Origin of the sequence: Rickettsiella endosymbiont of Miltochrista miniata, assembly GCF_964031245.1 — a bacterium.
In the GTDB taxonomy this organism is placed as follows: domain Bacteria; phylum Pseudomonadota; class Gammaproteobacteria; order Diplorickettsiales; family Diplorickettsiaceae; genus Aquirickettsiella.
The window spans coordinates 1,316,676-1,341,281 of record NZ_OZ035017.1 but is presented as its reverse complement, the minus strand read 5'-3'; the positions used below and the strand labels follow the sequence as shown (position 1 = coordinate 1,341,281).

Genomic DNA, 24,606 nt, shown 5'->3' with positions numbered 1-24,606 from the left:
CATCAATCCAATGTCGAATAGACAAGTTTAACTTATGATTTGTCTTCTGACATCAATCACATTAGGCACTTGCTTGATGCGATCCAAGACTTTGCCAAGTGAGAGTAAGCTGGGTATTTCAACAGTTAGTTTAATATGTGCCTTGGGATCAGGTTTATCACTGGCTAAAGTTAATGCGACTAAATTTAATTTTTCATTAGCGATGAGCGTAGATACATCACGCAGTAAACCAGGTCGATTGTATGCTTCGACGCAGATATCGACTGGATACACTTGACTAACGGCTACTCCCCAATCAGCATCTACTAAGCGATTTTGTTTTTCTGGTTCGAGATTGAGTAAATGCATGCAATCATCACGATGCAAAACTATGCCACGACTTTGAGTAATGAATCCTCGGATGGGATCACCTGGAACAGGTTTGCAACAGCCTGCAGTTTGGGTTAACAAGTCAGTAACGCCGGCTATGCTAATCCCTTCTGGTAAGCTACTACGAGGTTTACCTAATAAAATTTCAGGTTGGACCAAGCTTGAGGCTAATTGTTTTTCTTGCGATTGTATCGCATTTAAAAGTTGAGCAAGCCGTAAATCACCACTGCCTAATGCGGCAATCATTTCTTTTTTGGTTTTAAAATGAAGTTTGTGCGCTAACTTCTCAGGATCGAGCGTCGTTAATCCTAAGCGTTGAATCTCTTTATTAAACAAATCTTCGCCATGGAGTAAATGTTTTTCATAATCTTGAGTTTTAAACCAATGATGGGCTTTTGCTTTAGCACGAGCGGTGTATAAATATCCTAAATTTGGATTTAACCAATCTAAGCTCGGATTTCCTTGTTTTGCAGTAAGGATTTCGATTTGTTCACCAATTTTTAATTGATAAGTTAATGGAACAATAGCGCCATTAATTTTTGCTCCTCGGCAACGATGTCCGACTTCACTATGAATATGATAAGCAAAGTCCAAAGGTGTTGAACCTTTCGGCAGATCAAGGATATCTCCATTAGGTGTAAATACATACACGCGATCATCTAAAACAGTCGTGAGCCCCGGTACCGTAGCTTTGCCACGTTTTACTAATTCCTTTTGCCACTCTAATACTTGTCGAAGCCATGCGATTTTTGTTTGATAACTTTCTTTTTGTTGTTGAGCAGTTTCTTTGTATTGCCAATGCGCTGCTAAACCATGCTCAGATTCTTGGTGCATTTGATGAGTGCGAATTTGGATTTCAAGTATTTTTTGATCAGGACCTAAAACAGCTGTGTGAATAGAACGATAACCATTGGATTTTGGTGTCGCGATATAATCATCGAACTGTCCTGATACAGGTGCCCATAAGCTATGAACAATACTTAAAACATTGTAGCAATCTTTAACAGTATTGACCAAAATGCGGATGGCATTTAGGTCATATAGTTCTTCAAATTTTAATTTTTTTTGTTGCATCTTTCTGTAAATACTATGAATATGTTTTACGCGTCCATATATTTCAAAGTTATGTAGCTGAGCATGATCTAAAATTTTTCGTAGTTGAGTTAAAATAATTTGTACATAGGATTCACGATCGATCAATCGTTCTTGAAGAAGTTGCGCGATCTGTGCGTATATTTTCGGTTCTAGATAATGTAAAGACAGATCTTCCAGTTCCCATTGCAGTTGACCTACACCAAGACGATTAGCTAAAGGAGCGTAAATATCCAGAGTTTCACGTGCGTAGACTTGACTCGCTTTTCGATCCAACATATCTAGTGTACGCATAGTAGCAGTACGTTCGGCGAGTTTAATGAGGACAACTCGCATATCTTCCACCATGGCAAGTAGCATTTTTCGAATATTTTCTAATTGCGTTTGATGTAGATTAGCGGCAGTACTGGCAATACGAATGGCGTTCATTTGTTTAGCGCCTTCGATAATTTTAGCCACATTCGGCCCTAGATGTTCATAGACCGTTTCTAAGCAGAGTTCAGCATAATTTACGCAACTATAAATTAATGAAGCCGCAATAGTCTCTTTATCTAAATGTAGATCTAACAGAATCTCGGCCATAGTGAGGCCTTGTTGTAAGCAAGAGACATGTGTGGGCGTTGTTTTTGCTTCCCCTACAATTTGACTTAAAATGGAAGCTTGTCGAATCAATTTGAAATCTTCTTGACTACGTTGCATGGCAGCATGGTGTAGCCATGTTTCTAAATTAATACTGCCGTCATTATTTAAGTAGAGCGAATTTTTTATTTTAACCATTTTCAATTATCCTTATTTTTAGTTTGTAGCTCTAAAAAAATTAGAAAAATCAAATAACTTATTTGTATAAATTTTTTTTGGGCTAATGTTTATTTTATATATAACTTCTAGCCAAAAACTCACAAATTCGATTTTCTAATAAGCGATAACCTCCTTGATTATTTTTACCAGGAACAGGATCATTAATTAAAATAGAAAAAGCCAGAACTTGATTATTAGCAGTTCGAACATAACCAGCTAAGCTGCTTATTCCATGCATGCTTCCTGTTTTAGCATGTATTCTACCCAATGAAGGACCCCCCAGACGATGTTTTAAGGTACCATCTATCCCTGATCGTGGTAATGACTCAAAAAGTAAATCGCTATCGGGTAATTGTGTATAAGCGAAATTTAATAATTTAACGAAGGCATTGGGCGTGACTATATTGTTACGAGATAGACCAGAGCCATCGACCATCACCAGATGTTTGAAATCAATATCTGTTTTGTTGGCAAGAATAGCCTGAACAGCATTTCGACCGGTTTTCCAACTACCTTGCACTGAAAAGTACTTTTCCCCTAGTTTTTTTAATAAACTATCTGCAATAAGATTATCTGACTTTTTTAACATATTTTTTATTAAAAAAGCAAGTTCGGGGGAGCTGTTTTCGGCTAAAGTCTTGGCGAGAGGTGGGGTCTTTCCATAGACTAAATTTGAATAGCGGATAGAGTATCTTCTCAATAATCCAGCCACGATATCATAGGTTGCCAAATTCGGATTTTGTAAAGCGACTGCGAATGACAAAGGCCCCATCTTTGGGGAAAGATATCCTCTTAAGGTATAGTGATTTTTGCTGGCAGCATTAGGCTTTAAGTCTAGGGAATAACTTCCTTGTCTTAAACGCTTGGTAACTGCTTGGTTGTCGATAACTATACCCAAATTGCTATTACTTTTAGTGACGGTAGGATGTAATAAATGTTGATTGGCTTTAACGCTAAGACTAAAACAATTGCGATTGATTATAGTAGCGGTTACTGGGGCAGCATAGCAGAAAATCCTATCGTCTATAACACGTCCTGGAGGCCAGGTGCTACGATCAATGACTGTATCATCAATGACGATATTGCCTTGAATTTTATTTATATGTTGCTCATTTAATGTCTCCAACATGTCCTTGAGATCATCGAGTGTTAAATAAGGATCCCCGCTAAATTTTATATACAAATTTCCGGTTAAAACCCCATTACGAATCAGAGCGCCGGGGTTGGTTAAAAAGCGAGTTTTGAATTGAAAATGAGGCCCTAAATAATCTAAAGCGGCAATTCCGGTAAATAATTTTAAGGTGCTAGCAGGGACAAAGCCGCGATTGGCATTATATTGGTAGAGTACTCTTCCTGTTGATAGAGACTGTATGGAAACACCGGTGTTAAAGCCTTTAAAATGACTTAATATATTATTTAGGTTTTGCTGAATGGATGTAAGGGAGGCATCCTGGCCATTTTCATCATAATAGGCAAAACTTTTCATCGGACTCATTAATAAGAGCGTACTGGAAAATATTCCTATCAAAAACCAGAAATTCTTAAGAAATGCACGATTTAGTTTATTCATACAACCTATTTAGTAAATAAACAAATTGCTTCGCTATGATGAGTTTGCGGGAACATATCCATTATTCCAGCTTGTTCTAAGCTATAACCTTGTTTTACTAATTCTCCGGCATCTCTAGCAAGACTAGCAGGATTACAGGATACATACACGATACGCTCAACATTCCAGTCTGCAATTTGCGAAATGATCTCCAAAGCTCCAGAGCGGGGTGGATCCAATAGAATTTTATTGAAAGTTTGTTGAGCCCAAGTTTCTTTTAGTATAGAGGCTGTTAAATCAGCGGTATAAAATTGTGTATTGTTAATTGCATTGTGTCTAGCATTGGCTTTTGCCCGTTCCACGAGTTCAGCATATCCCTCAACGCCTACGACGAATTGGCATCGGGTGGCAAGGGGTAAGCTAAAATTACCTAATCCGCAGAATAAATCCAATATCCGATCGCTGAAATTAGGTGAGAGCAACTCCATAGCTTGATGGATCATCGCCTGGTTGATGTCCGCGTTAATCTGGACAAAATGTTTAGGTTCAAATAAGAGTTCTAAAGGCAGATAACCCTTATTTTCCAAACGATAACTTAGCAATTTAGGATCTTCTGGCCAAATACAGTGAGTACTACTTTCATTGCCAGGCTGCAGGTAAAGTTGTATATGATGCTGTTCGGCAAAGGTCTTGAGTTGTATTTGATCCGAGATCTCTAAAGGGACGAGATGTCGAAAAACCAAGCCTAGTATCTCATCACCGAGTGCCACTTCAATTTGTGGAATAGCTTGAAAGGCATTTAATTTATGAATAAGTTGCTGCAAAGGGACTAAAAGCTGACCAACTCTTGGGTCTAACGTTTTGCAAGTTTGCAATTGTGCGAGATAACGTCCATTTTTTTCACGGAAGCCAACCAACACAGCCTGCTTTTTGGCTACGTATTTAACGCCTAGACGCGCCCGCCGACGATAGCCCCAGCTTGGGCCGGTTAGTGGAGGTAATAATGATTTAGGCTTAATTGCAGTAAAATGGCTGAGTTGATCAACGAGGGTTTTTTCTTTGTGTTGCAGCTGAGCTTGGTTACTTAGATGCTGTAGGCTGCAGCCACCACAACTATCATAATGAAGACAACCCGGTTGGATTCTATCTGTTGAGGCTTTCAATATCTGAATAGATTTCGCTTCATCATACGAACGTCGCTTTTTTCTGTAAGCGATTTGAACGATTTCTCCAGGTAAAGCATTTTCGATAAAGGTAATTTTACCATTGATGTGGGCAATGCCCCGGCCTTCATGCGAAATGCCTGTAATAGTAATGGGGGTAGTAGTATCAGATAAAGTTTTTAAATTTTCCATGCTTCTATAAATTGTTTAAAATGGGGTTTATTTTCTTCTGCAATCATTTCACATACATAAGCACACTCTTTTTGATAAGTTTCAAAAGAGAAATTTCCTCGTATTAATTCAAAACGAAGATAAATTAAATAGGTATTTAACACATCTGTTTCACAATAATTTCGAATGGCTTCTAATTTACCATCCAAAAAATAATCCCAAACTTGGCTACCGTCCATACCCAATTTTCCGGGCAAACCTAGCATGACAGCAATTTCCGTCAAAGGAGCATTTGCACGGCCTTGATAAGCAGCTAAAACATCCATCAGGTCCGTATGACGATAATGATAGCGGCTCAAATAATTATTCCAGCGGAAACTGGCATCATCATTACCTACATTCCAATAACTAGGACTACTAATTCCATATAATAATGCCCGATAGTTTAAAACAGGCAGATCGAAGCCGCTACCATTCCAGGAAACCAAAATAGGTAAATATTTTTCCACACATTTGAAAAACGCTTCTATAAGGACAGGTTCCTCTGAATTAAGATTACCCAGGGATCCGATTTTAAATTGATTTTTAGTACGCAACGCGACAGAAATAGCGACGATACGCTGCAAATGATGAGCAAGCAAACCAGAATTACCGGTTTTTTCTTGGCGTTTAGCTAGCATGATTTCAGCGACTTCACGATCGCTTTTTTCACTATCTAAGTTGTAAAGAACTCGTCCATTCTTTACATCAGGAACAGTTTCAATATCAAAAACAAACGTATTCATAGGGCCATCTTAGTTAGAGATAAAAAACACCTTTAATATAAACTAATCTATGCTGACGACTGTCAGATGATATGATTATCCAGCAATAAATCTTATTGCCTATCTACTAAACGTCTTGGGCTATGACAGGCCAAAAATCATATTTTCTGACGTGTTCTTACCGACAGCAGTAGATTGAGTAGATTTCCTGAAAAGACCCCTACATGTTTTGTCGCTTTTTATAGTAGACTTCTTTCGAAACTTTTTAGATTGATCTGATTTTGGCATGGTTATTTTACAGGGCCAGCGAGGGTACGTCCTTTATTATGGGGCTGCAAAAATCAGAAACTGATAAAAGCATATTTTTAGACTTCTGGCTAGTCTGAATCCGGCTTTTATGGATGACCTTTAGACACTTACTTGAGATAAAAATAGAACATGAGAATTATTTTATTAGGGGCACCTGGGGCAGGAAAGGGTACCCAAGCAAAATTTTTAACGATTTACTACCGTATTCCTCAAGTTTCTACCGGAGATATGTTACGTGCTGCTGTGAGTCAAGGTACCCCTGTGGGTCTACAAGCCAAAGCTTTAATGGACTCGGGGCAACTAATTTCTGACCAAGTTATTATCGAGTTGGTCGAAGCTCGTATCCAACAAGCAGATTGTATCAATGGTTTTTTATTTGATGGGTTTCCACGCACTTTACCGCAGGCCGAAGCGATAAGGGCTAATGGAATTTGTATTGATTTTGTTATCGAGATTAAAGTAGAAGATGATGAGATCGTCAAACGCCTAAGTGGGCGGCGCATTCACCCGGCTTCCGGACGTATTTATCATACATTGTATAATCCACCAAAAATTCCGAACAAAGACGATGTAACGGGAGAAGATCTTATTCAACGTAAAGATGATACCGAAGCAACTGTACGTGAACGTTTGCGCATTTATCACCAACAGACCAAACCGTTACTTTGTTATTACAAAGAGTGGCAGCGTCGAGGTGATCCGGGTGCACCTTGTTATATTTCAATTAATGGTCATGCTGATGTTGAAGAGGTTCGCAAACATATTTTTTCAGCCTTAAAGGAAAACATGAATAAATAACTAATCTGAAGATAAAGGGGTTAAGTGTTTTAAAAATTGGTTTAAATCTTCTGGTAATTCAGCATTTAGCGTTATGGTTTTCTCTATCGAGTGTAAAGTAAATTCAAGTTGGCTAGCATGTAAGAAAAGTCGTTTACAACCTAATTGACGCATCTTTTTATTGATTTCTTTATCGCCATATTTTTCATCTCCAATGATAGGATGCTTGGCGAATTGGGCATGAACGCGAATTTGATGCGTACGCCCAGTGATAGGCATTGCTGCAACTAAGGTAGATTCAGCATAATAATGTTGTACGGAAAATATAGTTAAGGAATTTTTACCCTCTGTTTGGACACGTACAATGCGCTCTCCTGATTGCAATTGATTTTTATATAAAGGAACGTCCACTTTTAATAACGATTTAGGCCAATGTCCTGCTACTAAAGCAATATATGTCTTTTTAATCTCACCCGAGCGTAATAACTCATGTAGTTCTTTTAAAACACTACTTTTTTTAGCTACTAATAAGCAACCAGAAGTGTCGCGATCTAAGCGGTGGACTAATTCTAAGAATTTTAATTGTGGTCGCAGTAAACGTAAAGCCTCTATAATGCCTAAATGTATCCCGCTGCCGCCATGGACAGCAACACCGCTAGGTTTGTTGAGGGCTAAAAAATGTTTGTCTTCAAAAATAATTGCTTTTTCAAGAAGTGCAGCTAGTTTTTCATTCAAAATATTTTTTGTTGCAGGTGGGGCAAGTCGTAGTGGAGGGATTCGAATAATATCTCCATCTTGTAGACGATAATCTGGTTTTACTCTTTTTTTATTGACGCGTAATTCACCCTTTCGTATGATTCGATAAAGGCGACTTTTAGGCAGACCTTTTAACCGCGACATTAAAAAATTGTCGAGTCTCTGGCCTGAGTGGTCATTGGTTATAGTTAAGTGTTGAATAGTTTGCACAATATCGTTAATCTAGCACAAATCTAGCATCGCTTTCTAATTATTTGATAAAATCTTCAAGTTGCCGAAATTGACATCAGTATTTTATCTTTGTTATATATCATCCCTCTTTTTAGGTAATTGCTAGTTTAGTTGGCGACGAAATTAAATTTATAAATTCAGAGGCTATTATGACTCAATCTGCGGAAGTAACCACTAAAGATTTATCTTCTTCCACGGCAATTTTAACGATTAATGATCTATCTCCTATTAATTTGCCTGTTTGCAAAGCAACATTAGGACCTGATGTTATTGACGTGACTCAATTGGCAAAAGTTAATCGCTTTACCTTTGATCCGGGATTTCTATCTACTGCATCCTGTTCCTCTAAAATAACATTTATCGATGGTGATAAAGGCATCTTGCTTTATCGTGGTTATTCGATTGATCAGCTTGCAGAAAAATCAGACTTTATAGAAGTTGCTTATCTATTGCTTCATGGTGAGTTACCCGATCAAATTCAAAAGCAGGGTTTTAACGAAGAAATTAATCAACATACTATGGTGCATGAGCAGTTACGTCATTTTTTTCATGGATTTCGCAGAGATGCTCATCCCATGGCAATTATGCTGGGTGTTGTTGGGGCATTATCCGCTTTCTATCATGATTTGTTGGATATTCATAATAAAGAACATCGTAAATTAGCTGCATTAAGATTAATTGCTAAAATGCCAACACTCGCTGCTATGTCCTACAAATATGCGACAGGATTACCTTTTATGTATCCTCTCAATCATTTGAGTTATGCAGAGAATTTTATGCATATGATGTTTGGGGTTCCAACCGAAGAAAACCCGCCTAATCCGGTGTTAGCCCGAGCGTTAGATAAAATTTTTATTTTACATGCTGATCATGAACAAAATGCTTCTACTTCTACTGTGAGACTTGCAGGTTCAACGGGTGCTAACCCCTATGCTTGCATTTCTGCAGGGATAGCCGCTTTATGGGGCCCTGCTCATGGTGGCGCTAACGAAGCATGCTTAAATATGTTGCTTGAAATAGGAGATATTTCACGAATTAATCATTATATCGACAAAGCGAAAGATCCTAATGATCCTTTTCGATTAATGGGTTTTGGACATCGTGTATATAAAAATTATGATCCACGAGCATCAGTGATGAAAAAGACATGTCATGATGTGCTGGAAGAAACTGGGCAAAAAGAAGTACCTTTATTTAAACTTGCATTAGCTTTAGAGAAAATTGCTTTAGAAGACCCTTATTTTGTTGAAAGAAAATTATATCCTAATGTTGATTTTTACTCAGGTATTACTTTAAGTGCTTTAGGAATTCCTACCAATATGTTTACAGTTATTTTTGCGCTAGCTCGCACAGTAGGTTGGGTCTCACAATGGGAAGAGATGATGGCCGATCCTAAACTGCGTATTGCCAGACCTAGACAATTATATATAGGAAATACGCAAAGAAATTATATACCTATTGAAAAAAGATAATGAAATCCCCATAAATAATTGGCTGTCTATTAAATTAGAAATTTAGCAGTTAAAAAATACGATAAAAATACCGAATTTTTTAATGGCGATAAAATATTGCTGAATTATCTGTAATTTATCGATATAATAAAATTTCTATTTAGGTTTATACTTCTTAATTAAAGAAAATATTATTTAATATCACCTTAATTTTAAGAAGGTATACTCATAGTAATTGGATTTTTGTCAAGGCGCCGCGAGAATGAAGCAACCGGAGTGTATTCAAAATACATGAGGATTGCGAATTGAGCGGCAACATAGACAAAAATTCAAGTGCGAAGAGTATATATTGGTTGATTGATATTATATTAACTCTAAGGAACACATATGACGAATGCTAAAATACAAACAAAAACTAAACGAGGTAGACCACCTTTAAGTGCTGCAAAAAAAATGCAACGTAGTAAGGCTGCTTTAAATGCTCGTACAACGCAAAAGGCTTTACGTGCCAAGATTGCTATGCTGAAAGCCAATTTCAAAGAAAAACTGAAGATTGCTGAGCAAGAAGCTTATCAAAAAGCGCTCGAAAAAGTTGTCAAAATTGAACATAAAAAAATGGAAGCTAATTTCAAAGCTTTAGCCGTTGCAAAGGCTAAAGGAAATAGAAAAAGAATGAAAAGAATGTTAACGACAAAAGGTCGGGCAAGACCATCTCAGCTCAATATAGCTAAAACAGGTACTATTCGTAAGCGTGGTAGACCGAGAAAAATGAAGTAATTTTTAGATAGCTATTGAGAAAAATTAATCCAGTTTTTGGTTATAATGATAAAAATAGGTTAAAAATAAACGCTAAGTTTAATTGGAATCTTAATAGGAGAGCCCTTGAATTTAGACTAATAAAAAGAGATTTTTAAAGGGTATTTAGCGTTGAAGGATTATAAACAGAAATAGCTTATTTTTTTGAGAGGACTGTTCTGCATAGAAAAGGGCCTGAAGTGAATTTACCTACGAGGTTTTTTGCCTCCTAAGAAGAGCATCATTTTGTCCTTTAAAGGCTTACGAGCTAGAAATAGAAATGTAAGCCTTTTAACTAGCAAATCGAGCCAAAAGCGTTCAAATATTGTACGAATTATGCTATAGTGGTCTTCTTCTGCTAAATAAGCAGAGGGGGGGTTATATAGTGATATTAAAGAAAATAACAAGTTTATTACTGCTAGCCAGTGGTCTCTTCGTGATGACCGTTAATGCTAGTCCAGTAAGCCAGGACGCTAACGTGCAAGCTGAGCTACAGCAGTTCGGTGAGCGAGCTCCAGGCCTTAATCCTAAAGTATTACAGTTAGGTTTAGAAGCTTATAACAAAGCTAGACAGGAAGGTTTAGACAATCAACATATTTTAACGATTATTGATTATACTAAGCCATCAACAGCAAAAAGATTGTGGGTATTAGACCTTAACAACAACTCTGTGCTTTTTAATGATTACGTTGCCCACGGACAAAACAGTGGTGGCAACTATGCAACTTCCTTCTCAGATAGACCAGGAAGTTTAGAGTCAAGTTTAGGTGTGTTTTTAACTGAATCAACTTATCAGGGTAAACACGGCTATTCATTAAAGTTAAAAGGTTTAGAACAAGGATTTAACGATAGGGCGGAATCTCGTGCTATCGTAGTCCATAAGGCGGATTATGCAACAGCGCAATTTGCGCAGCAGCATGGTCGTCTAGGACGAAGTTGGGGTTGTTTTGCAGTCAGTCCAGCGGTTGCCGATTCATTAATCCATTCGATTAAAAACGGAACGCTAGTATTTGCTTACTATCCTGATCCATCATGGTTATCAAAATCGCAGTTTCTTTCATAATAAAGAATACTAACGGTTAACCGCAAGCAGCCTTAGGGCTGCTTTTTTTTTGCCTGTATTTTAGACCCTTGTATAATCTATGCGATAGACTTGATCTTGTAAATATTTAGGTTTTAATCAAAGTTTTCTTCAAAATTTCTTCATAAATTAAAGCTAATTGCTCAAGATCATCAATAGAGACGGATTCGTTAATTTGATGAATAGTACGGTTGCATGGGCCAAACTCAACAATTTCTGCTCCTAAAGGCGCAATAAAACGGGCATCAGAAGTACCACCTGAAGTTGAAACGGTAGGTGTAACGCCGGTAAGTTTTTTTATAACATTAAGACAAGCTAAGCGTAACTGACCTGAAGAACTTAAAAAAGGAAGCCCACCACGTTGCCAAGTAATTTGATATTTTAAATGATGTTTTTTTAAAATACCTTCTACGGTATCTTCTAATTTTTTTGCGGTAGTCGCTGGAGAATAACGAAAATTAAATTTCACCTCTATGTTATCTGGAATAACGTTACCCGCACCCGTACCACCATGGATATTGGAAAATTGTAAGCTAGTAGGTTGAAAATTAGGGTAAGCTATTCCTTCATCCCAGTTGGTATCCAATAGTTCAGCCAGACTTGGGTTAAAAAGATGAATAGGGTTTTCGGCTAATTGAGGGTAAGCAATATGGCCTTGTTTACCTTTGATGATCAAATCAGCTGATAAAGATCCACGTCGACCAACTTTTAAAGTATCACCCAATTTTTCTTCGCAGGTAGGTTCGCCAACTAAGCAATAATCTATTTTTTCGTTTCTATTTTTAAGTACTTCCGCTACTTTTGCTGTGCCATTGATGCTAGGACCTTCTTCATCACTAGTAATTAACCAGGCTATGGAACCATTATGATCAGGATATTCATTAATAAACTTTTCACACGCAATTAACATTGCAGCCAGGCTACCTTTCATATCAGCGCTACCACGACCATAGAGTTGACCATTGTGAATGGTAGGTACAAAAGGAGGGTTATCCCATTTGTCTAATGGGCCAGTGGGAACGACATCAGTATGCCCAACAAAAACAAATAAAGGTGATTCTTTTCCATGTCTAGCCCAAAAATTATTGACTTCTGCAAATGGTAAGTGTTCAATCGCAAAACCTAGGTGCTTTAAGTGCTGACATAAAACAGTTTGACAACCCTCATCTTCTGGAGTAACAGAGGGTCGAGCAACAAGTTGTTGAACTAATTCGATAAGCGATAACATAAGTTTTTTTGGCTATGTATACATTGTATACTCACAGCAATTGGATTTTTGGCAAGGCGCCGAGAAAATGAAGCAACCGGAGTGTATTAATATACATGAGGATTGCGAATTGAGCGGCAACACAGTCAAAAATTCAAGTGCGAAGAGTAGTAAGATATAATTCTACCTTAAAGAGCTACTTATAGGAAATAAAATGGAATTTTAAGGATAGGCTATAGAAATTTTAGGAATTAAAAATAACTGAAGTTAATACAATAAGTTTTCAACTGTTCCCATATGAAATATAACGCAATTAAATACTTTTTTTATAAAATTGGCTTAGCGTCGTCAGAGTGCCAACCCTACCAACGTCGTGTATACTTAACAACAAGTTTAGGTGATGGAAAGAATGCTTTATGACGAGCACTTTGGTATTTATTTATTTCGTTATTGTCTTAGCATTTATCTTCGACTTTATTAATGGCTTTCATGATGCGGCTAACTCTATAGCTATTATGGTTGCAACAAAGGTTCTAAAGCCTTTAACTGCAGTATTATGGGCAGCATTTTTTAACTTTATTGCTTTCTTATTTTTTCATCTAAGTGTTGCGACAACTATAGGCTCGGGGCTTATAGAACCTCATATCGTTACTCCCTATGTGCTTTTTGCAGCGCTAACGGGAGCTATCATCTGGAATCTTTTAACCTGGTATTTTGGTTTACCTTCAAGTTCATCTCATGGATTGATAGGAGGGCTAGTCGGTGCAGCTTTAGTGGCAGGTGGCTGGCATGTTCTAAATTGGCATGGATTACTACCTGTTTTGATAGCAATAGTTTTGTCACCCTTATTGGGGTTATCAATAAGTTGGCTGCTGATAAAATTGACACATATTTTTATAAAAGATATAAATTCCAGTAAGACTCAATGTTGGGCTAAGCGCGCCCAATTTGTTGCGGGAGCTTTATTAAGTTTAGGTCATGGTGGTAACGATGCTCAAAAAACAATGGGTATTATTGCAGTATTATTATTTTCTACAGGTCTTTTGAATGGGCATTTTTATGTTCCATTTTGGGTAATTATTTCTTGTAACTTTGTGATGGGATTGGGGACATTGATAGGAGGATGGCGTATTGTGCATACGTTAGGAAATAAAATAACTCAACTAACCCCTTTAAGTGGTGGATGTGCAGCGACAGGTGCTGCGCTCACGTTATTTGTAGCTACTGATTTAGGTATTCCTGTTTCTACAACGCATACGGTCACAGGGGCGATTCTTGGAGTAGGCTCAACAAATGGTTGGCTCAATACCCATTGGCCCACTATAAGGCGAATTATGTGGGCATGGATATTAACTATCCCGGCGGCAGGATTAGTTGCTAGCTTCGTTATGATTTTAGCAACACCTTTAAAAATTGGCTTACACTAAAATTAGATGCTGTTGTAGTGTTTAATCTTTGCTTAGACATTTTTATTTATAAACTTTCCAGCTGACTAATTTTCTGAAGCCTATTTAGGTTGAGCTTTGAGTATGGAAACTATTTCACTTGTATCATCGGGGAGTTTTGAACTGGATGAACATACTAGTCGTTGAAAGATTCCAGAAAAACTGTTTCCTGCAATAGTTGTTGATGTTGCTTTTTGGGATGAATTAGATGCAGCTTCTGCACGTATTTCTTGGCTTGTTTCTTCAGGAATAGAAGTACCTGATATTCCTTTTTTAAGATTTTCTTCGGATTTTTTCATATACATTCCTTGTGTGTTTGATTTAAGTCCGTTCTATTTCAAATAGTAAAAGTCTGGAAGACTCGTATTTTTCAATGTTACCAAAAATATTTTATATTACTTTTAAGCTTTTTAAAATTGCTTAAAGAAAATATACAATAGAAGATAAGTTATTTTATAAATAAAAATATGGCCCGCTGGACGTTAGGGTTTTTAATCGGTGTGGTATGGATCACGCATTTTTCGCATTTACCTTCGGTAAAACTAGCTTATTTACTGATTGCTCTAAGTATTATTTTAATTATTCTAAATTTTTTTAAGCTATGTTTCTCTTCGAACTGGGTTTTATTTTTTATTGCTTGTTGCTTGGGTTTTTCTTGGTCGTTGATAATTGCGCATCAACGACTTGCCCAACAATTACCAAAAATATTAGAAGGTAAGACACTCATTGCAAAGGGACGTATCTTAACTATTCCAGAAAATCATTCGGGTGCCGTGCGTTTTGACTTTCTTATCCAAAATATTGAAACTTCTGTACCTATACAACATCCTATCTCTGTACGCATTAAGGGATATTTTTATAAAAATTCAAATATATTAACCGATTTTAAAAAAGGAGATATTTGGCAATTTGCTTTGCGTCTGCGTCGACCGCGTGCTTTTTGGAATCCCGGAAGCTTTGATTACCAAGCCGAGTTATTTCAACAAAACATTAGTGCCACAGGGTATCTTTTAGAAAAATTTCCTTTGCATTTAATTCAACGCGCAAATGCTTATTATTTTATTGATAATCTACGTCAAAAAATTACGGCAAATGTAAAAAAAGCTTTACAAGGTTACCCTTTATTAGGACTTATAAGTGCATTAACAACAGGAATACGCTGCGAAATTACCGATGAACAATGGCAAGTAATGCGCGGTACGGGGACTAATCATTTATTTGCTATCTCAGGTTTACATCTGGCTTCTATTGCGGGAATTATTTATTGGATAGTCCGTTTTATTTGTTGCCGGATACCTTATGCCACTTTGTATATTCCAGCGCCGAAAATTGCCAGTGCTTTAACGTTTTTATCCGCCATTTTCTATAGTGCTTTAGCAGGGTTTGCTATCCCTACGCAACGTGCTTTACTAATGTTATCCGCCTTTTCATTGGCGATAATAAAGCGACGTTATCTTACAAGTTGGCATTCATTTCATTTAGCGTTATTGATTATTTTAATCATAGAACCTTTTTCGGTTTTATCAGCGAGTTTTTGGTTATCCTTTACAGCGGTTATATTAATTTTTTATGCGGTTTCACATCGCATCAAGCCATCAAAGAATTGGCGAGCTTGGTGCCGAATACAATTGACTGTAAGCTTAGGATTAATTCCATTATCCTTATTATTTTTCCATCAAATTTCTTGGATAAGTTTTGTTGCTAATTTAATAGCCATTCCAACTATTGGGTTTTTAATTTTACCGCTCAGTTTATTAGGTAGTTTAATTAGCTTAGTAAGCTTAGTTTTGGGAAACCAACTCTTAATTTTCGCAGAACAAATACTGGAGTTACTTTGGAAAGGACTCAATTTTTTTTCAGAAATACCTCTGGCTCAATATTATGCATATTTATCAGGCCCTTGGATATTAGTTTCAAGTTTAATAGGTATATTATTAGTTTTGGCACCTAAAGGAATGCCAACTCGCTGTTTAGGTTTCATTTGGATCTTGCCCTTATTTTTTGGGGAAAGCCAGAGACCGCACTATGGCGATATTTGGATTCATCTTCTCGATGTAGGACAGGGTTTAGCCAGTGTAGTTCGTACTCAACATCACGTCTTGATTTATGATACAGGTCCTCGCTTAAGTCCATCTTTTGATACAGGAAAATTGGTTATACTTCCTTTTTTACAGACTATCGATGTTCAAAAGGTGAATTTGATGGTGATTAGTCATGGTGATAATGATCATAGTGGTGGAGCGATGATTATTTTAAAACAAATACAAGTCGACAAAGTGCTGAGTAGTCTTCCAAAAAAGTTTCTACCCAACATCGTAAATTTATGTGAAGAAAAGCTGCATTGGCAGTGGGATGGAATTAACTTCGAGATTTTATATCCACCTATGAATCATCATTATCTAGGTAATAATAGTTCATGTGTCCTAAAAATTAGTAACGGTTTACAAAGTATTCTATTAGTCGGAGATATTGAAAAAGCAGCAGAAAACTATCTTGTTCATTCAAAACAAAAAGATTTGCAAAGCTCAGTATTAATAGTGCCACATCATGGTAGTAAAACCTCTTCAAGCATAGAGTTTTTGAACCATGTGCAACCAGTCTATGCTTTATTTCCAACGGGTTTTCATAATCGATTTAAATTTCCACATAAAATCGTATTAAATCGCTATCAACGTTTAGGTTCTAAAATCTATAACACGGCAACGGAAGGAACTATTACGTTAAAATTAAATGCACTCTCTAATACTATACAAGCAGAGACTTATTACGAAAAAAATCATCATTTTTGGCAAGATTGAACATTAAGAGACAAAATATTTTAAATATTTATTTTGTGAACCGTATTATAAATTAAAAAGGGCCGTAAAACGGCCCAAGGGGGTATATCTGTGTTAGTAACGTCCTTGTAGCATCCTTGCTGACACTACATCCATGTAGTGCAGACATCCTTATCTATTCCACATAACATAAGGACTTGCTAATTAATTTCCAAATAAACAACCTTTTTAAGATTATCATTGAAAATTAAATCCTTGATTAGATCATTAGCAACACACATTACATAGATTAACAAAGTTATAATTTATTACAATGGGCGTTTGGCGGCTTCAGTTTTAACTTACACACTTTTGAGTAAAGACTTACAGGAGCTAAGGAGGGAAAGTTGAGTAAATGCTAAAGAAAATTAATAAATAAAATGAGTTAGCGTTTAATTATTTAAGTTAAAAGATTTTTTTTAAATCATCTTAAAATGTTGAAGTATAAAACTCATGATTTAATAACCATTTTTTAATAGATATTTCTTTTCCTAAATAGCCACCCAAATCCCCTTGGCCGATAACACGATGGCATGGGATTAATATCGGAAGAGGATTTGCTCGACAAGCATTTCCTATGGCTCGCGCACCTGTTTTTAATTGTTGGGCGAGGGTTCCGTAACTAATAGTTTTTTGTTTAGGAAGTTTACCCAATGCTTGCCAAACCCTATTTTGAAAAGGTGTTCCTTTTAGCTGGTAGGGGATGCTAAATTGAAAACTTGGATATTGGAAATACTGATTAAGCTGATTCACGATCCGGTCTACAATTTCTTCATTAGTGGCAATTAATGCCCTATCATCAGTTAAAAAATCAATCCTGGTAAGTAATTGCCCAATCGTGGATATCCCTAGCTTACCAATGGGAGTTTGGATGATAGCTTTATAAAACATAAAACGGTTAAGTTATCTACTCTTCTTTCTGTTTCAGTCTCTAGTAAAGCATTTTTCGTCATTGCGAGCGCGTAGCGCGCGGCAATCCATTGAAAAGCTTAATTTTTTCTGGATGGCCACGGCCTCACTGGCGTTTCGGCCTCGCCATGACGGGCCTATTAATTTTTGTACACACAAAGACTAGCACCTATTCTAAGGGATTGTTATCGCTAACATCTTCCTTTGTTGAAATAGAAGCTTGCATAGTTGTTACTAATTTTTCTTTAATACGCGCCGCTTTACCGCGAAGATTGCGTAAATGATATAGTTTTGCTTTTCGAACATCGCCGCGTCTCTTAATTTCTATGCTATCCGTTAGAGGACTATAAAGAGGAAATACTCGTTCCACTCCTTCACCATGTGAGATCTTTCTTACTGTAAAGGCAGAGTTGAATCCACGATTACGTCGAGCAATAACAACTCCCTCAAAGGATTGTAATCGTTCACGTGTACCTTCTTTAACTTTAATTTTAACCGCAACTGTATCTCCAGCACGAAAGTCGGGAATGTCCTTTTTTGATTGCATTTGTTCTTTTTCAATAGTTTGTATGAGATTGCTCATCGCTAACTCCAAATTTTATTCGCTATTTTCACGGATGAATTCGGCCAATAATACCTGCTCTTGCTCGCTAAGTATATGGTTTTTTAATAAATCTGGTCGGCGTTCCCAGGTACGTCCCAAAGCTTGTTTTAGGCGCCAACGAGCAATGGCGGAGTGGTCTCCCTGTAGCAAAACATCTGGAACCTTTTGCCCATCTATCTTTGAAGGGCGTGTATAGTGTGGGTACTCTAATAGAGCTGAGCTAAAGGAATCTTGCGAAGCAGATTCTAGATGACCTAATGCTCCGGGTCGCAGGCGGACTATAGTGTCGATAAGGCACATCGCGGCAAGCTCCCCGCCACTCAAAATAAAATCCCCTAAAGACCATTCCTCGTCGACTTCACTGTTTATAAGGCGTTGATCGATGCCTTCATAACGACCTGCAATTAAAATAAGTCCTTTACGTTGACTTAATTCTTGAGCCGCTACTTGATCGAATCGTCTCCCTTGAGGGGATAAATAGCTGACCTGAGGAGTTGAATGCAAGTTCTTTTGGCGCAATTTTGCCATCTTTATTGCAGCGAGTAATGGCTCAAACTTCATTACCATTCCGGGCCCACCACCGTAGGGACGATCATCTACAGTATTATGTTTATCTGTCGCAAAATCCCGAGGGTTCAAATAGGATATTTTTATCAACCCTCTTTTTTGTGCGCGTCCAGGTATACTCAAATTCAAAGGAGTAAACATTTCAGGAAATAGGCTAATAATCTGGATATCCATCAAAACTCAGCATCCCAATCGACAATCATGGTTTTATTCTCTAAATCGATAGACTGAATAGTTTGATCTAATAAAAAGGGAATTAAATGCCTTTTTTTGTCTGTGATCACCAATACATCGTTAGCACCCGTAGCAAAGATAGCTGAGATTATGCCTAGATAAATGTTTTCACAGGTATAGACTTTTAAGCCTTCTAAATCTGTCCAGTAATATTCGCGCTCTGTTAAGGGAAAGAATTTTTGTCGGTCAACATAGATTTTATAATTTGTATAAAGGCACGCTGATTCAGGCGTTGTACAGTTCGCGAGTAGCGCTAATATCTGTTGACCATGAAGGCGGCAATCTATTATCTCAATTGGAATAGGGGAAGAGGATTTATTGGGGGCTTCTAAATACCAGGGTCGGTAATCGATAATATTACTGACAGGTTCTGTATAGGAATTAATTTTAACCCATCCTTTGACACCGTAAGGTTTTCCTATCGTGCCTACTAAGACCTTTTTTTTTGTCATTTCTACCTCTTTACTCTAATTACAGCAGTATCATATCAAGCGTCTAGAGAGGTGGTCTTAGTAAGCTTTTGTATTAAGCCGCTATCGCCTGGTTGTCAGTTTTCTTAGCTTCATTTTTAGTTTTTTTCAGGAGACTTCGGACTTGCGCTGAAGTTTGAGCTCCTTGGGATAACCAATAGTTTACCCTGTCTTCTGCAATCTTTAACTCTACTTCTTTACCTGTAGCAACCGGATTATAAAAACCTAAACGCTCAATATAGCGTCCATCACGCGGTTTTCGGCTATCTGTTACAACGATGTGGTAGAAGGGGCGTTCGGTGCGGCCGCCTCGTGCTAAACGAATGGTAACCATGGAATAAATCTTCCTCTCTATTTGTACTATTTAAACGCTCAATTGAGTGCGCTTGCGTTAATAGCTAATGTTTTTAACATAAGCTTGCTAGATTGAAACCTGCCCGGATTCTACGCAAATTTTACTAATTTGGGAAGGGCTTTCCTCAGGGTTTCTAGACCTTACCGCGGGTAGTGGTTCTGTAGCCCTTGTAGCAGTTTGCCCATGGAGCCAGGTTTAGAGAAGCGTTTCATCATTTTTTGCATTTGATTGAACTGTTTTAAGAGTCGATTGACATCTTGGATTTGGGTTCCAGAACCATCAGCAATACGTCGTTTTCGGGAGCCTTGAATAGTGTCGGGAAAAAGCCGTTCTTTTTTAGTCATAGATCGGATGATTGCTTGCATTTGTAAAGTTAATTTTTTATTGAGCGTATTTTTAGCGCTAGCTAATAAAGCTGCATTATTGCTATCAGGAAGTTTATCTAAGAGCTTTTCCATTCCCCCCATATTGTCCATTTGTATAAGCTGATTTAAAAAATCTTCCAGATCAAATTTTTTGCCTTTTTGCAGTTTTTGATTGAGTTTTTGTATTGCTTTTTGATCAGTATGGCGTTGTACTTCTTCAACTAACGAGAGGACATCACCCATGCCGAGTATGCGCGAAGCAATTCTATCTGGGTAAAAAGGCTCAAGTGCCGTGACTTTTTCGCCGGAACCGATAAATTTAATCGGTTTACCTAAAGTAAATTTTACTGATAGCGCGGCCCCCCCGCGTGCATCACCATCCATTTTACTTAGGATAATCCCAGTAAGAGGGATAGTTTCATCAAAGCCCTTTGCTGTTTTTACAGCGTCTTGACCCATCATGCTATCGAGTACGAATAAAGTTTCTATGGGGTTACTGATAGCATGGATAGTACGCACCTCATCCATCATAGCGCTATCAATATGTAAACGACCGGCTGTATCGATAATAACGACATCTATCCCTTTATTTCGGGCAGCTTGGATAGCAGTTTGAACGATAAAAGTAGGTGTTTGTGAGGTATTACTCGAATGAAATAACACACCGATACTTTCGGCCAAGTTTTCAAGTTGTAAAATAGCGGCAGGGCGATGAATGTCGGTACTCGTCACCAAAACTGATTTATTTTTTTGTTCTTTTAGCCAATAAGCTAATTTTGCAACGGTAGTTGTTTTCCCCGAACCCTGTAAGCCTGCTAGCATAATTATGGCCGGCGTTTGCGTAGAAAGGTTTAATTCGGAAAGATCTGCGCCCATTATACTCGTTAAGGTATCATTCACGATTTTTATAAACGCTTGACCAGGCGCTAAGCTTTCTGTGACTTTTTGTCCAATGGCGCCCTGACGCACTTGTTCGATAATTGTTTTGACAACAGGATAAGCGACATCCGCTTCAATTAAAGCTTTTTTTACTTCACGTAGACTTTCCTTAATATTATGTTCGCTTAAGCGACCTTGGCCACGAATATTTTTAAAAGATTGTTTTAAACGAGCTGTTAAATTGTCAAACATGATTTTATAGTGATCCTGGATTTATCATAATTTTTAATGGGCTAATTCTACGCATAGTAGCAAAGCCCGGGTTTATAAAAAGGGACATGATGAACGACCCGAAAAATTCTGTTATTGTATACTCACAGCAATTGGGTTTTGGCCAAGGCGCCGCGAAAACGAAGCAACCAGAGTGTATTAGTATACATGAGGATTGCGAGTTGAGCGGCAACACAGGCAAAAATTCAAGTGCGAAGAGTATATCAGCTTAGCTGAGGAGTAAGCGAGACGCATTATGGTGCCCTATGCTGATTTTATTCATATTTTTCTTTCGACTCTCGCGCTAATTGTTTTAGGCGGTGCGGCACTCCAAGCATTGTTATTAGCCAGTCAAGAATGGATGCTTAAGCATAAACAAGCTATCGAGTTTATTCAATATTTCCCCCCTTTAGAAGTGATGGAAACCTATCTATTTACGTTGATTTCTATCGCTATCGTTTTACTGACATTAGTTTTGACAACCAGTTTAATTTTATTTCATCCTGTTTTTGAGCAGCGATTGTGGAAAAAGATACTTTTATCATTACTAGCATGGGGAGTGCTGTTAATGTTATTAGTCGGGAGAAGTTATTTTGGCTGGCGGGGAAAAATTGCGATTGGCTGGACGTTAATTGGCGCCAGTTTAATTGGAATAGTTTATTTAGGAACGATTTTTTTCATGCCTAATTTTTAAAGGATGAGACCTTAGCGCATGCACTATTCATTTGGATTTCTTGTTGGTTTATTAGTTTTTTTATTATTAGCGGCTGTCTTTTTTTCATTGGCAGAAGCTGCTATGTTATCCATAAATAGATATCGATTACGTCATTTAGTGAGGCAGCATAATCTTCTTGCTAAACGTGTGCAGGACTTATTAAAAAGACCCGATCGTTTGCTAGGGGTTATTCTTTTATGCGGAACTTTTGCTGATATCCTAGCTTCGGCAGTAGTTACATTGCTTGCGTTACATTACTTTTCGGCATCAGGTGTTTTTCTAGCAACCTTAGCGCTTACTTTTGTAGTATTAATTTTTTGTGAAGTTGCGCCAAAAACTTTAGCAAATTTATATCCTCAGCCAATTGCGTTGTTTGCTGTTTGGCCGCTAATTATTTTGCTGCATATTCTATACCCGTTTGTTTGGTTAACAAATTTAATGGCGAATTCTACCCTGCGTTTATTGGGAATAAAAATTCCCAAATTGAAGGCTGATCAATTATCCCGTGAAGAATTGGTAAGTTTATTGCGCGAGGGTACGGGGCATATGCCTAATGATTATAAAAATATGTTACTCAAGGTACTAGAACTAGGTAAAGGAACTGTAGAGGATATTATGATCCCTAGACAGGAAATTATTGGTATTGATATTAATCAGTCCTGGGATGTAATTTTAAAACAATTAATTAAGAGTGAATATACACGATTACCGATTTATCGCGGTTCTCTTGATGAAATAATAGGAATTTTACATTTTCGAAAAGTTTTAAACAGTTTAAGTCAGCAACAATTGAGTAAAGAGGTATTAATCGAAGCGGCAGAAGAGGTTCATTTTATACCTGAAGCAACGGCATTAAATAGTCAATTGTTAAATTTTCGTCGTGAGAAACATCGTATTGGTTTGGTCGTTAATGAATATGGTGAAATTCAAGGTCTTATTACCTTAGAAGACATATTAGAAGAAATTGTTGGTGAATTTACTACTGATATGGCCTTGATGCGTCGCGCTGTTTCATTACAAGCAGATGGCAGTTATTTGGTGGATGGAGGAATTGCATTACGAGATTTAAATCGTCAATTAAATTTAAATCTACCTTTACGCGGTCCTAAAACCCTAAGTGGATTAATTATTGAGACTCTTGAAGTTATTCCAAAAGTAGGTACCGTGTTTCAATTTGAAAATAAAACCATGGAAGTTATTCTGATTAAAGATAATATGATTAGAATCGTTAAGATTTTTCCAAATCGTGCTACTTTATCTAAAAATATTTAACTAAATTTGCTATTAAATTTATTTTTTTTGAAAAAAAATAAATAGTTGATATAATTACTATCGATATTTAATTTTCTATTGAAGGCGACTAAATGCGAAGAGTTACAGGGATAGGGATATCTCATTCTAAAAAACCATTTATTATAACAAGGATAAATTTTCTTGCTCGGGCGCGGTGCAGAGATAACCTTACTCAAGAACAAGGTTCAACTACATTTAAGCAAGCGGAAGATATCCCAGCTGGAAAAGATAATTCTCTCCCAGGAATTAAAAATATGAATTTTTTCTCGGGAGTAAAAGGGGAAGTGGGGGTTACTGTTTCTACGCCATCTCCCGCGCCTACGAAATAATTCTTTTTCGAATTTTTGAAAAATATACTCACAGCAATGGGATTTTTGGCAAGGCGCCGCGATAATGAAGCAACCGGAATGTATTCAAGATACATGAGGATTGCGAATTGAGCGGCAACATAGTCAAAAGTTCAATTGCGAAGAGTTATATTAAAATAGATAGCGTATTCCTACGCCTATCGCATTAGAGCTCAAGTTGCCGGCGCCAAATAATCCCCAAGCGCCACAACGGTGATGCGCTCTGACCACGAATTGTAAATCGGGATGACTAGGTACCGCAAAGGTCGCTTCTACGGTGAAAAAATTCAATAATCTTTTGGCATTGTTATTGGATGAATCATGCTCTTCTCGTAGAGGGATGCTGGTAGCATAAGAGAGTCCGTCACCAATAGCGAAAGTCGTTGTGACGTAATGATCCCAAGGAAAAGTTTTCCAGCGAAAGTTTAAATAAGGGTCGAATTCGTAAATGAGACCATTTGGGTCACGTCGCTGAGTTATATTGCCAGCCACTTCAACAGTACTGACCAAAGGCCGAAAAAAACGGCGTAAAGGGTTAGTTGGAGCTAATTCATAGGACAAATCGATGGAGTTCATGGTCCCGTATTTGAATTTAACATCTTGGGCAGTTAGCATCGGCCCAATATTATTACTAGTCATCCAACTATGGTAGAACAGGATCCCCCAGCGCTTATCAGGGATTGAAAATACATCCCTAGCTGTAGGTGCTGCTAATAAAGGGGTAGTGCACAGGCATAATAGTAAAGCCAAAAAATATCGACGCATAAATTTATTATTATTGTTTTTATATTGCGCAATATTATAAGTGAGGCTGGGTTGTAATT

The 24,606-nt window shown here is 37.4% G+C and carries 23 protein-coding genes; 9 read left to right on the top strand and 14 right to left on the bottom strand.

Annotated elements, in window-relative coordinates:
* Positions 1-27 precede the first annotated feature (27 nt).
* The 4 genes from relA to AAHH40_RS06100 all read right to left on the bottom strand — a co-directional run bounded on the left by relA (position 28) and on the right by AAHH40_RS06100 (position 5,927).
* On the bottom strand, positions 28-2,238 hold the full coding sequence (relA, locus tag AAHH40_RS06115; protein WP_342219790.1) for a GTP diphosphokinase: 2,211 nt from the start codon (positions 2,236-2,238) through the stop codon (positions 28-30).
* Positions 2,239-2,332: 94 nt separating this feature from the next.
* A complete protein-coding gene (dacB, locus tag AAHH40_RS06110; protein WP_342219789.1) occupies positions 2,333-3,829 on the bottom strand; it encodes a D-alanyl-D-alanine carboxypeptidase/D-alanyl-D-alanine endopeptidase in 1,497 nt (498 codons plus the stop codon).
* A 5-nt stretch (positions 3,830-3,834) separates the two neighbouring features.
* A complete protein-coding gene (gene rlmD / locus AAHH40_RS06105) occupies positions 3,835-5,163 on the bottom strand; it encodes a 23S rRNA (uracil(1939)-C(5))-methyltransferase RlmD (protein WP_342219788.1) in 1,329 nt (442 codons plus the stop codon).
* Positions 5,151-5,927, bottom strand: coding sequence for a 3'-5' exonuclease (locus AAHH40_RS06100; protein ID WP_342219787.1), 777 nt, complete (start codon positions 5,925-5,927; stop codon positions 5,151-5,153). The genes rlmD and AAHH40_RS06100 overlap by 13 nt, the downstream gene beginning before the upstream one ends.
* A gap of 417 nt (positions 5,928-6,344) precedes the next feature.
* Here AAHH40_RS06100 and adk point away from each other — a divergent pair, with 417 nt between their 5' ends.
* The gene (gene adk / locus AAHH40_RS06095) at positions 6,345-7,013 is read left to right on the top strand and encodes an adenylate kinase (protein ID WP_342219786.1); all 669 of its coding nucleotides are present in this window, start codon (positions 6,345-6,347) and stop codon (positions 7,011-7,013) included.
* Here adk and rluC read toward each other — a convergent pair whose 3' ends face one another.
* The gene (rluC, locus tag AAHH40_RS06090; protein WP_342219785.1) at positions 7,014-7,958 is read right to left on the bottom strand and encodes a 23S rRNA pseudouridine(955/2504/2580) synthase RluC; all 945 of its coding nucleotides are present in this window, start codon (positions 7,956-7,958) and stop codon (positions 7,014-7,016) included. It abuts the gene before it with no gap.
* Positions 7,959-8,128: 170 nt separating this feature from the next.
* On the opposite strand from rluC, the gene gltA reads away from it, so the two are divergent.
* From gltA to AAHH40_RS06075, 3 genes are all read left to right on the top strand, one after another.
* On the top strand, positions 8,129-9,451 hold the full coding sequence (gltA, locus tag AAHH40_RS06085; protein WP_342219784.1) for a citrate synthase: 1,323 nt from the start codon (positions 8,129-8,131) through the stop codon (positions 9,449-9,451).
* A gap of 366 nt (positions 9,452-9,817) precedes the next feature.
* Complete coding sequence (locus tag AAHH40_RS06080; protein WP_342219783.1) at positions 9,818-10,207, top strand: hypothetical protein; 390 nt, start codon at positions 9,818-9,820, stop codon at positions 10,205-10,207.
* 403 nt (positions 10,208-10,610) lie between these two features.
* Positions 10,611-11,288 carry a murein L,D-transpeptidase catalytic domain family protein gene (locus AAHH40_RS06075; protein ID WP_342219782.1) on the top strand — a complete coding sequence of 226 codons (678 nt, stop codon included), beginning with the start codon at positions 10,611-10,613 and terminating at the stop codon, positions 11,286-11,288.
* A gap of 106 nt (positions 11,289-11,394) precedes the next feature.
* Here AAHH40_RS06075 and dapE read toward each other — a convergent pair whose 3' ends face one another.
* Positions 11,395-12,534 (bottom strand): succinyl-diaminopimelate desuccinylase, encoded by a 1,140-nt coding sequence (gene dapE, locus AAHH40_RS06070; RefSeq protein ID WP_342219781.1) that lies wholly within the window; start codon positions 12,532-12,534, stop codon positions 11,395-11,397.
* Between the two features lie 395 nt (positions 12,535-12,929).
* Here dapE and AAHH40_RS06065 point away from each other — a divergent pair, with 395 nt between their 5' ends.
* On the top strand, positions 12,930-13,940 hold the full coding sequence (locus tag AAHH40_RS06065; RefSeq protein ID WP_342219780.1) for an inorganic phosphate transporter: 1,011 nt from the start codon (positions 12,930-12,932) through the stop codon (positions 13,938-13,940).
* Between the two features lie 80 nt (positions 13,941-14,020).
* On the opposite strand, the gene AAHH40_RS06060 is transcribed toward AAHH40_RS06065, so the two are convergent.
* Complete coding sequence (locus AAHH40_RS06060; protein WP_342219779.1) at positions 14,021-14,257, bottom strand: hypothetical protein; 237 nt, start codon at positions 14,255-14,257, stop codon at positions 14,021-14,023.
* A gap of 168 nt (positions 14,258-14,425) precedes the next feature.
* Between AAHH40_RS06060 and AAHH40_RS06055 the strand changes: the two genes are divergently transcribed.
* Positions 14,426-16,756 (top strand): DNA internalization-related competence protein ComEC/Rec2, encoded by a 2,331-nt coding sequence (locus AAHH40_RS06055; RefSeq protein ID WP_342219778.1) that lies wholly within the window; start codon positions 14,426-14,428, stop codon positions 16,754-16,756.
* A gap of 447 nt (positions 16,757-17,203) precedes the next feature.
* Here the strand turns inward: AAHH40_RS06055 and AAHH40_RS06050 are convergent, their stop codons facing one another.
* The 6 genes from AAHH40_RS06050 to ffh all read right to left on the bottom strand — a co-directional run bounded on the left by AAHH40_RS06050 (position 17,204) and on the right by ffh (position 21,409).
* Entirely contained in the window at positions 17,204-17,665 is a 462-nt protein-coding gene (locus AAHH40_RS06050) for a methylated-DNA--[protein]-cysteine S-methyltransferase (RefSeq protein ID WP_342219777.1), read from the bottom strand.
* Positions 17,666-17,852: 187 nt separating this feature from the next.
* Positions 17,853-18,266: a 50S ribosomal protein L19 gene (rplS, locus tag AAHH40_RS06045; protein WP_342219776.1), complete on the bottom strand. Its 414-nt coding sequence runs from the start codon at positions 18,264-18,266 to the stop codon at positions 17,853-17,855.
* A gap of 15 nt (positions 18,267-18,281) precedes the next feature.
* Complete coding sequence (gene trmD, locus AAHH40_RS06040; protein ID WP_342219775.1) at positions 18,282-19,028, bottom strand: tRNA (guanosine(37)-N1)-methyltransferase TrmD; 747 nt, start codon at positions 19,026-19,028, stop codon at positions 18,282-18,284.
* The gene (gene rimM, locus AAHH40_RS06035; RefSeq protein ID WP_342219774.1) at positions 19,028-19,540 is read right to left on the bottom strand and encodes a ribosome maturation factor RimM; all 513 of its coding nucleotides are present in this window, start codon (positions 19,538-19,540) and stop codon (positions 19,028-19,030) included. The genes trmD and rimM overlap by 1 nt, the downstream gene beginning before the upstream one ends.
* Before the next feature lie 73 nt (positions 19,541-19,613).
* Positions 19,614-19,892: a 30S ribosomal protein S16 gene (rpsP, locus tag AAHH40_RS06030; protein WP_342219773.1), complete on the bottom strand. Its 279-nt coding sequence runs from the start codon at positions 19,890-19,892 to the stop codon at positions 19,614-19,616.
* Between the two features lie 161 nt (positions 19,893-20,053).
* A complete protein-coding gene (gene ffh / locus AAHH40_RS06025) occupies positions 20,054-21,409 on the bottom strand; it encodes a signal recognition particle protein (protein WP_342219772.1) in 1,356 nt (451 codons plus the stop codon).
* 274 nt (positions 21,410-21,683) lie between these two features.
* On the opposite strand from ffh, the gene ccsA reads away from it, so the two are divergent.
* The 3 genes from ccsA (at position 21,684) to AAHH40_RS06010 (ending at position 23,764) form a co-directional block, all read left to right on the top strand.
* Positions 21,684-22,121, top strand: coding sequence for a cytochrome c biogenesis protein CcsA (ccsA, locus tag AAHH40_RS06020; RefSeq protein WP_342219771.1), 438 nt, complete (start codon positions 21,684-21,686; stop codon positions 22,119-22,121).
* 18 nt (positions 22,122-22,139) lie between these two features.
* Complete coding sequence (locus AAHH40_RS06015; RefSeq protein WP_342219770.1) at positions 22,140-23,414, top strand: HlyC/CorC family transporter; 1,275 nt, start codon at positions 22,140-22,142, stop codon at positions 23,412-23,414.
* A 92-nt stretch (positions 23,415-23,506) separates the two neighbouring features.
* Positions 23,507-23,764 (top strand): hypothetical protein, encoded by a 258-nt coding sequence (locus AAHH40_RS06010; RefSeq protein ID WP_342219769.1) that lies wholly within the window; start codon positions 23,507-23,509, stop codon positions 23,762-23,764.
* Positions 23,765-23,914: 150 nt separating this feature from the next.
* Here the strand turns inward: AAHH40_RS06010 and AAHH40_RS06005 are convergent, their stop codons facing one another.
* Entirely contained in the window at positions 23,915-24,547 is a 633-nt protein-coding gene (locus AAHH40_RS06005; RefSeq protein ID WP_342219768.1) for a hypothetical protein, read from the bottom strand.
* Positions 24,548-24,606 lie beyond the last annotated feature (59 nt).

What these genes read in the sequence shown, in the direction of transcription:
- AAHH40_RS06055 (WP_342219778.1), top strand. Translation starts at nt 14,426, where the DNA reads ATGGCCCGCTGGACGTTAGGGTTTTTAATCGGTGTGGTATGGATCACG.
- ccsA (WP_342219771.1), top strand. Translation starts at nt 21,684, where the DNA reads ATGGTGCCCTATGCTGATTTTATTCATATTTTTCTTTCGACTCTCGCG.
- AAHH40_RS06060 (WP_342219779.1), bottom strand. Translation starts at nt 14,257, where the DNA reads ATGAAAAAATCCGAAGAAAATCTTAAAAAAGGAATATCAGGTACTTCT.
- AAHH40_RS06080 (WP_342219783.1), top strand. Translation starts at nt 9,818, where the DNA reads ATGACGAATGCTAAAATACAAACAAAAACTAAACGAGGTAGACCACCT.
- rimM (WP_342219774.1), bottom strand. Translation starts at nt 19,540, where the DNA reads ATGACAAAAAAAAAGGTCTTAGTAGGCACGATAGGAAAACCTTACGGT.
- AAHH40_RS06015 (WP_342219770.1), top strand. Translation starts at nt 22,140, where the DNA reads ATGCACTATTCATTTGGATTTCTTGTTGGTTTATTAGTTTTTTTATTA.
- gltA (WP_342219784.1), top strand. Translation starts at nt 8,129, where the DNA reads ATGACTCAATCTGCGGAAGTAACCACTAAAGATTTATCTTCTTCCACG.
- AAHH40_RS06065 (WP_342219780.1), top strand. Translation starts at nt 12,930, where the DNA reads ATGACGAGCACTTTGGTATTTATTTATTTCGTTATTGTCTTAGCATTT.
- rplS (WP_342219776.1), bottom strand. Translation starts at nt 18,266, where the DNA reads ATGAGCAATCTCATACAAACTATTGAAAAAGAACAAATGCAATCAAAA.
- AAHH40_RS06005 (WP_342219768.1), bottom strand. Translation starts at nt 24,547, where the DNA reads ATGCGTCGATATTTTTTGGCTTTACTATTATGCCTGTGCACTACCCCT.
- dapE (WP_342219781.1), bottom strand. Translation starts at nt 12,534, where the DNA reads ATGTTATCGCTTATCGAATTAGTTCAACAACTTGTTGCTCGACCCTCT.
- AAHH40_RS06010 (WP_342219769.1), top strand. Translation starts at nt 23,507, where the DNA reads ATGCGAAGAGTTACAGGGATAGGGATATCTCATTCTAAAAAACCATTT.
- rpsP (WP_342219773.1), bottom strand. Translation starts at nt 19,892, where the DNA reads ATGGTTACCATTCGTTTAGCACGAGGCGGCCGCACCGAACGCCCCTTC.
- AAHH40_RS06100 (WP_342219787.1), bottom strand. Translation starts at nt 5,927, where the DNA reads ATGAATACGTTTGTTTTTGATATTGAAACTGTTCCTGATGTAAAGAAT.
- dacB (WP_342219789.1), bottom strand. Translation starts at nt 3,829, where the DNA reads ATGAATAAACTAAATCGTGCATTTCTTAAGAATTTCTGGTTTTTGATA.
- ffh (WP_342219772.1), bottom strand. Translation starts at nt 21,409, where the DNA reads ATGTTTGACAATTTAACAGCTCGTTTAAAACAATCTTTTAAAAATATT.
- rlmD (WP_342219788.1), bottom strand. Translation starts at nt 5,163, where the DNA reads ATGGAAAATTTAAAAACTTTATCTGATACTACTACCCCCATTACTATT.
- adk (WP_342219786.1), top strand. Translation starts at nt 6,345, where the DNA reads ATGAGAATTATTTTATTAGGGGCACCTGGGGCAGGAAAGGGTACCCAA.
- relA (WP_342219790.1), bottom strand. Translation starts at nt 2,238, where the DNA reads ATGGTTAAAATAAAAAATTCGCTCTACTTAAATAATGACGGCAGTATT.
- trmD (WP_342219775.1), bottom strand. Translation starts at nt 19,028, where the DNA reads ATGGATATCCAGATTATTAGCCTATTTCCTGAAATGTTTACTCCTTTG.
- AAHH40_RS06050 (WP_342219777.1), bottom strand. Translation starts at nt 17,665, where the DNA reads ATGTTTTATAAAGCTATCATCCAAACTCCCATTGGTAAGCTAGGGATA.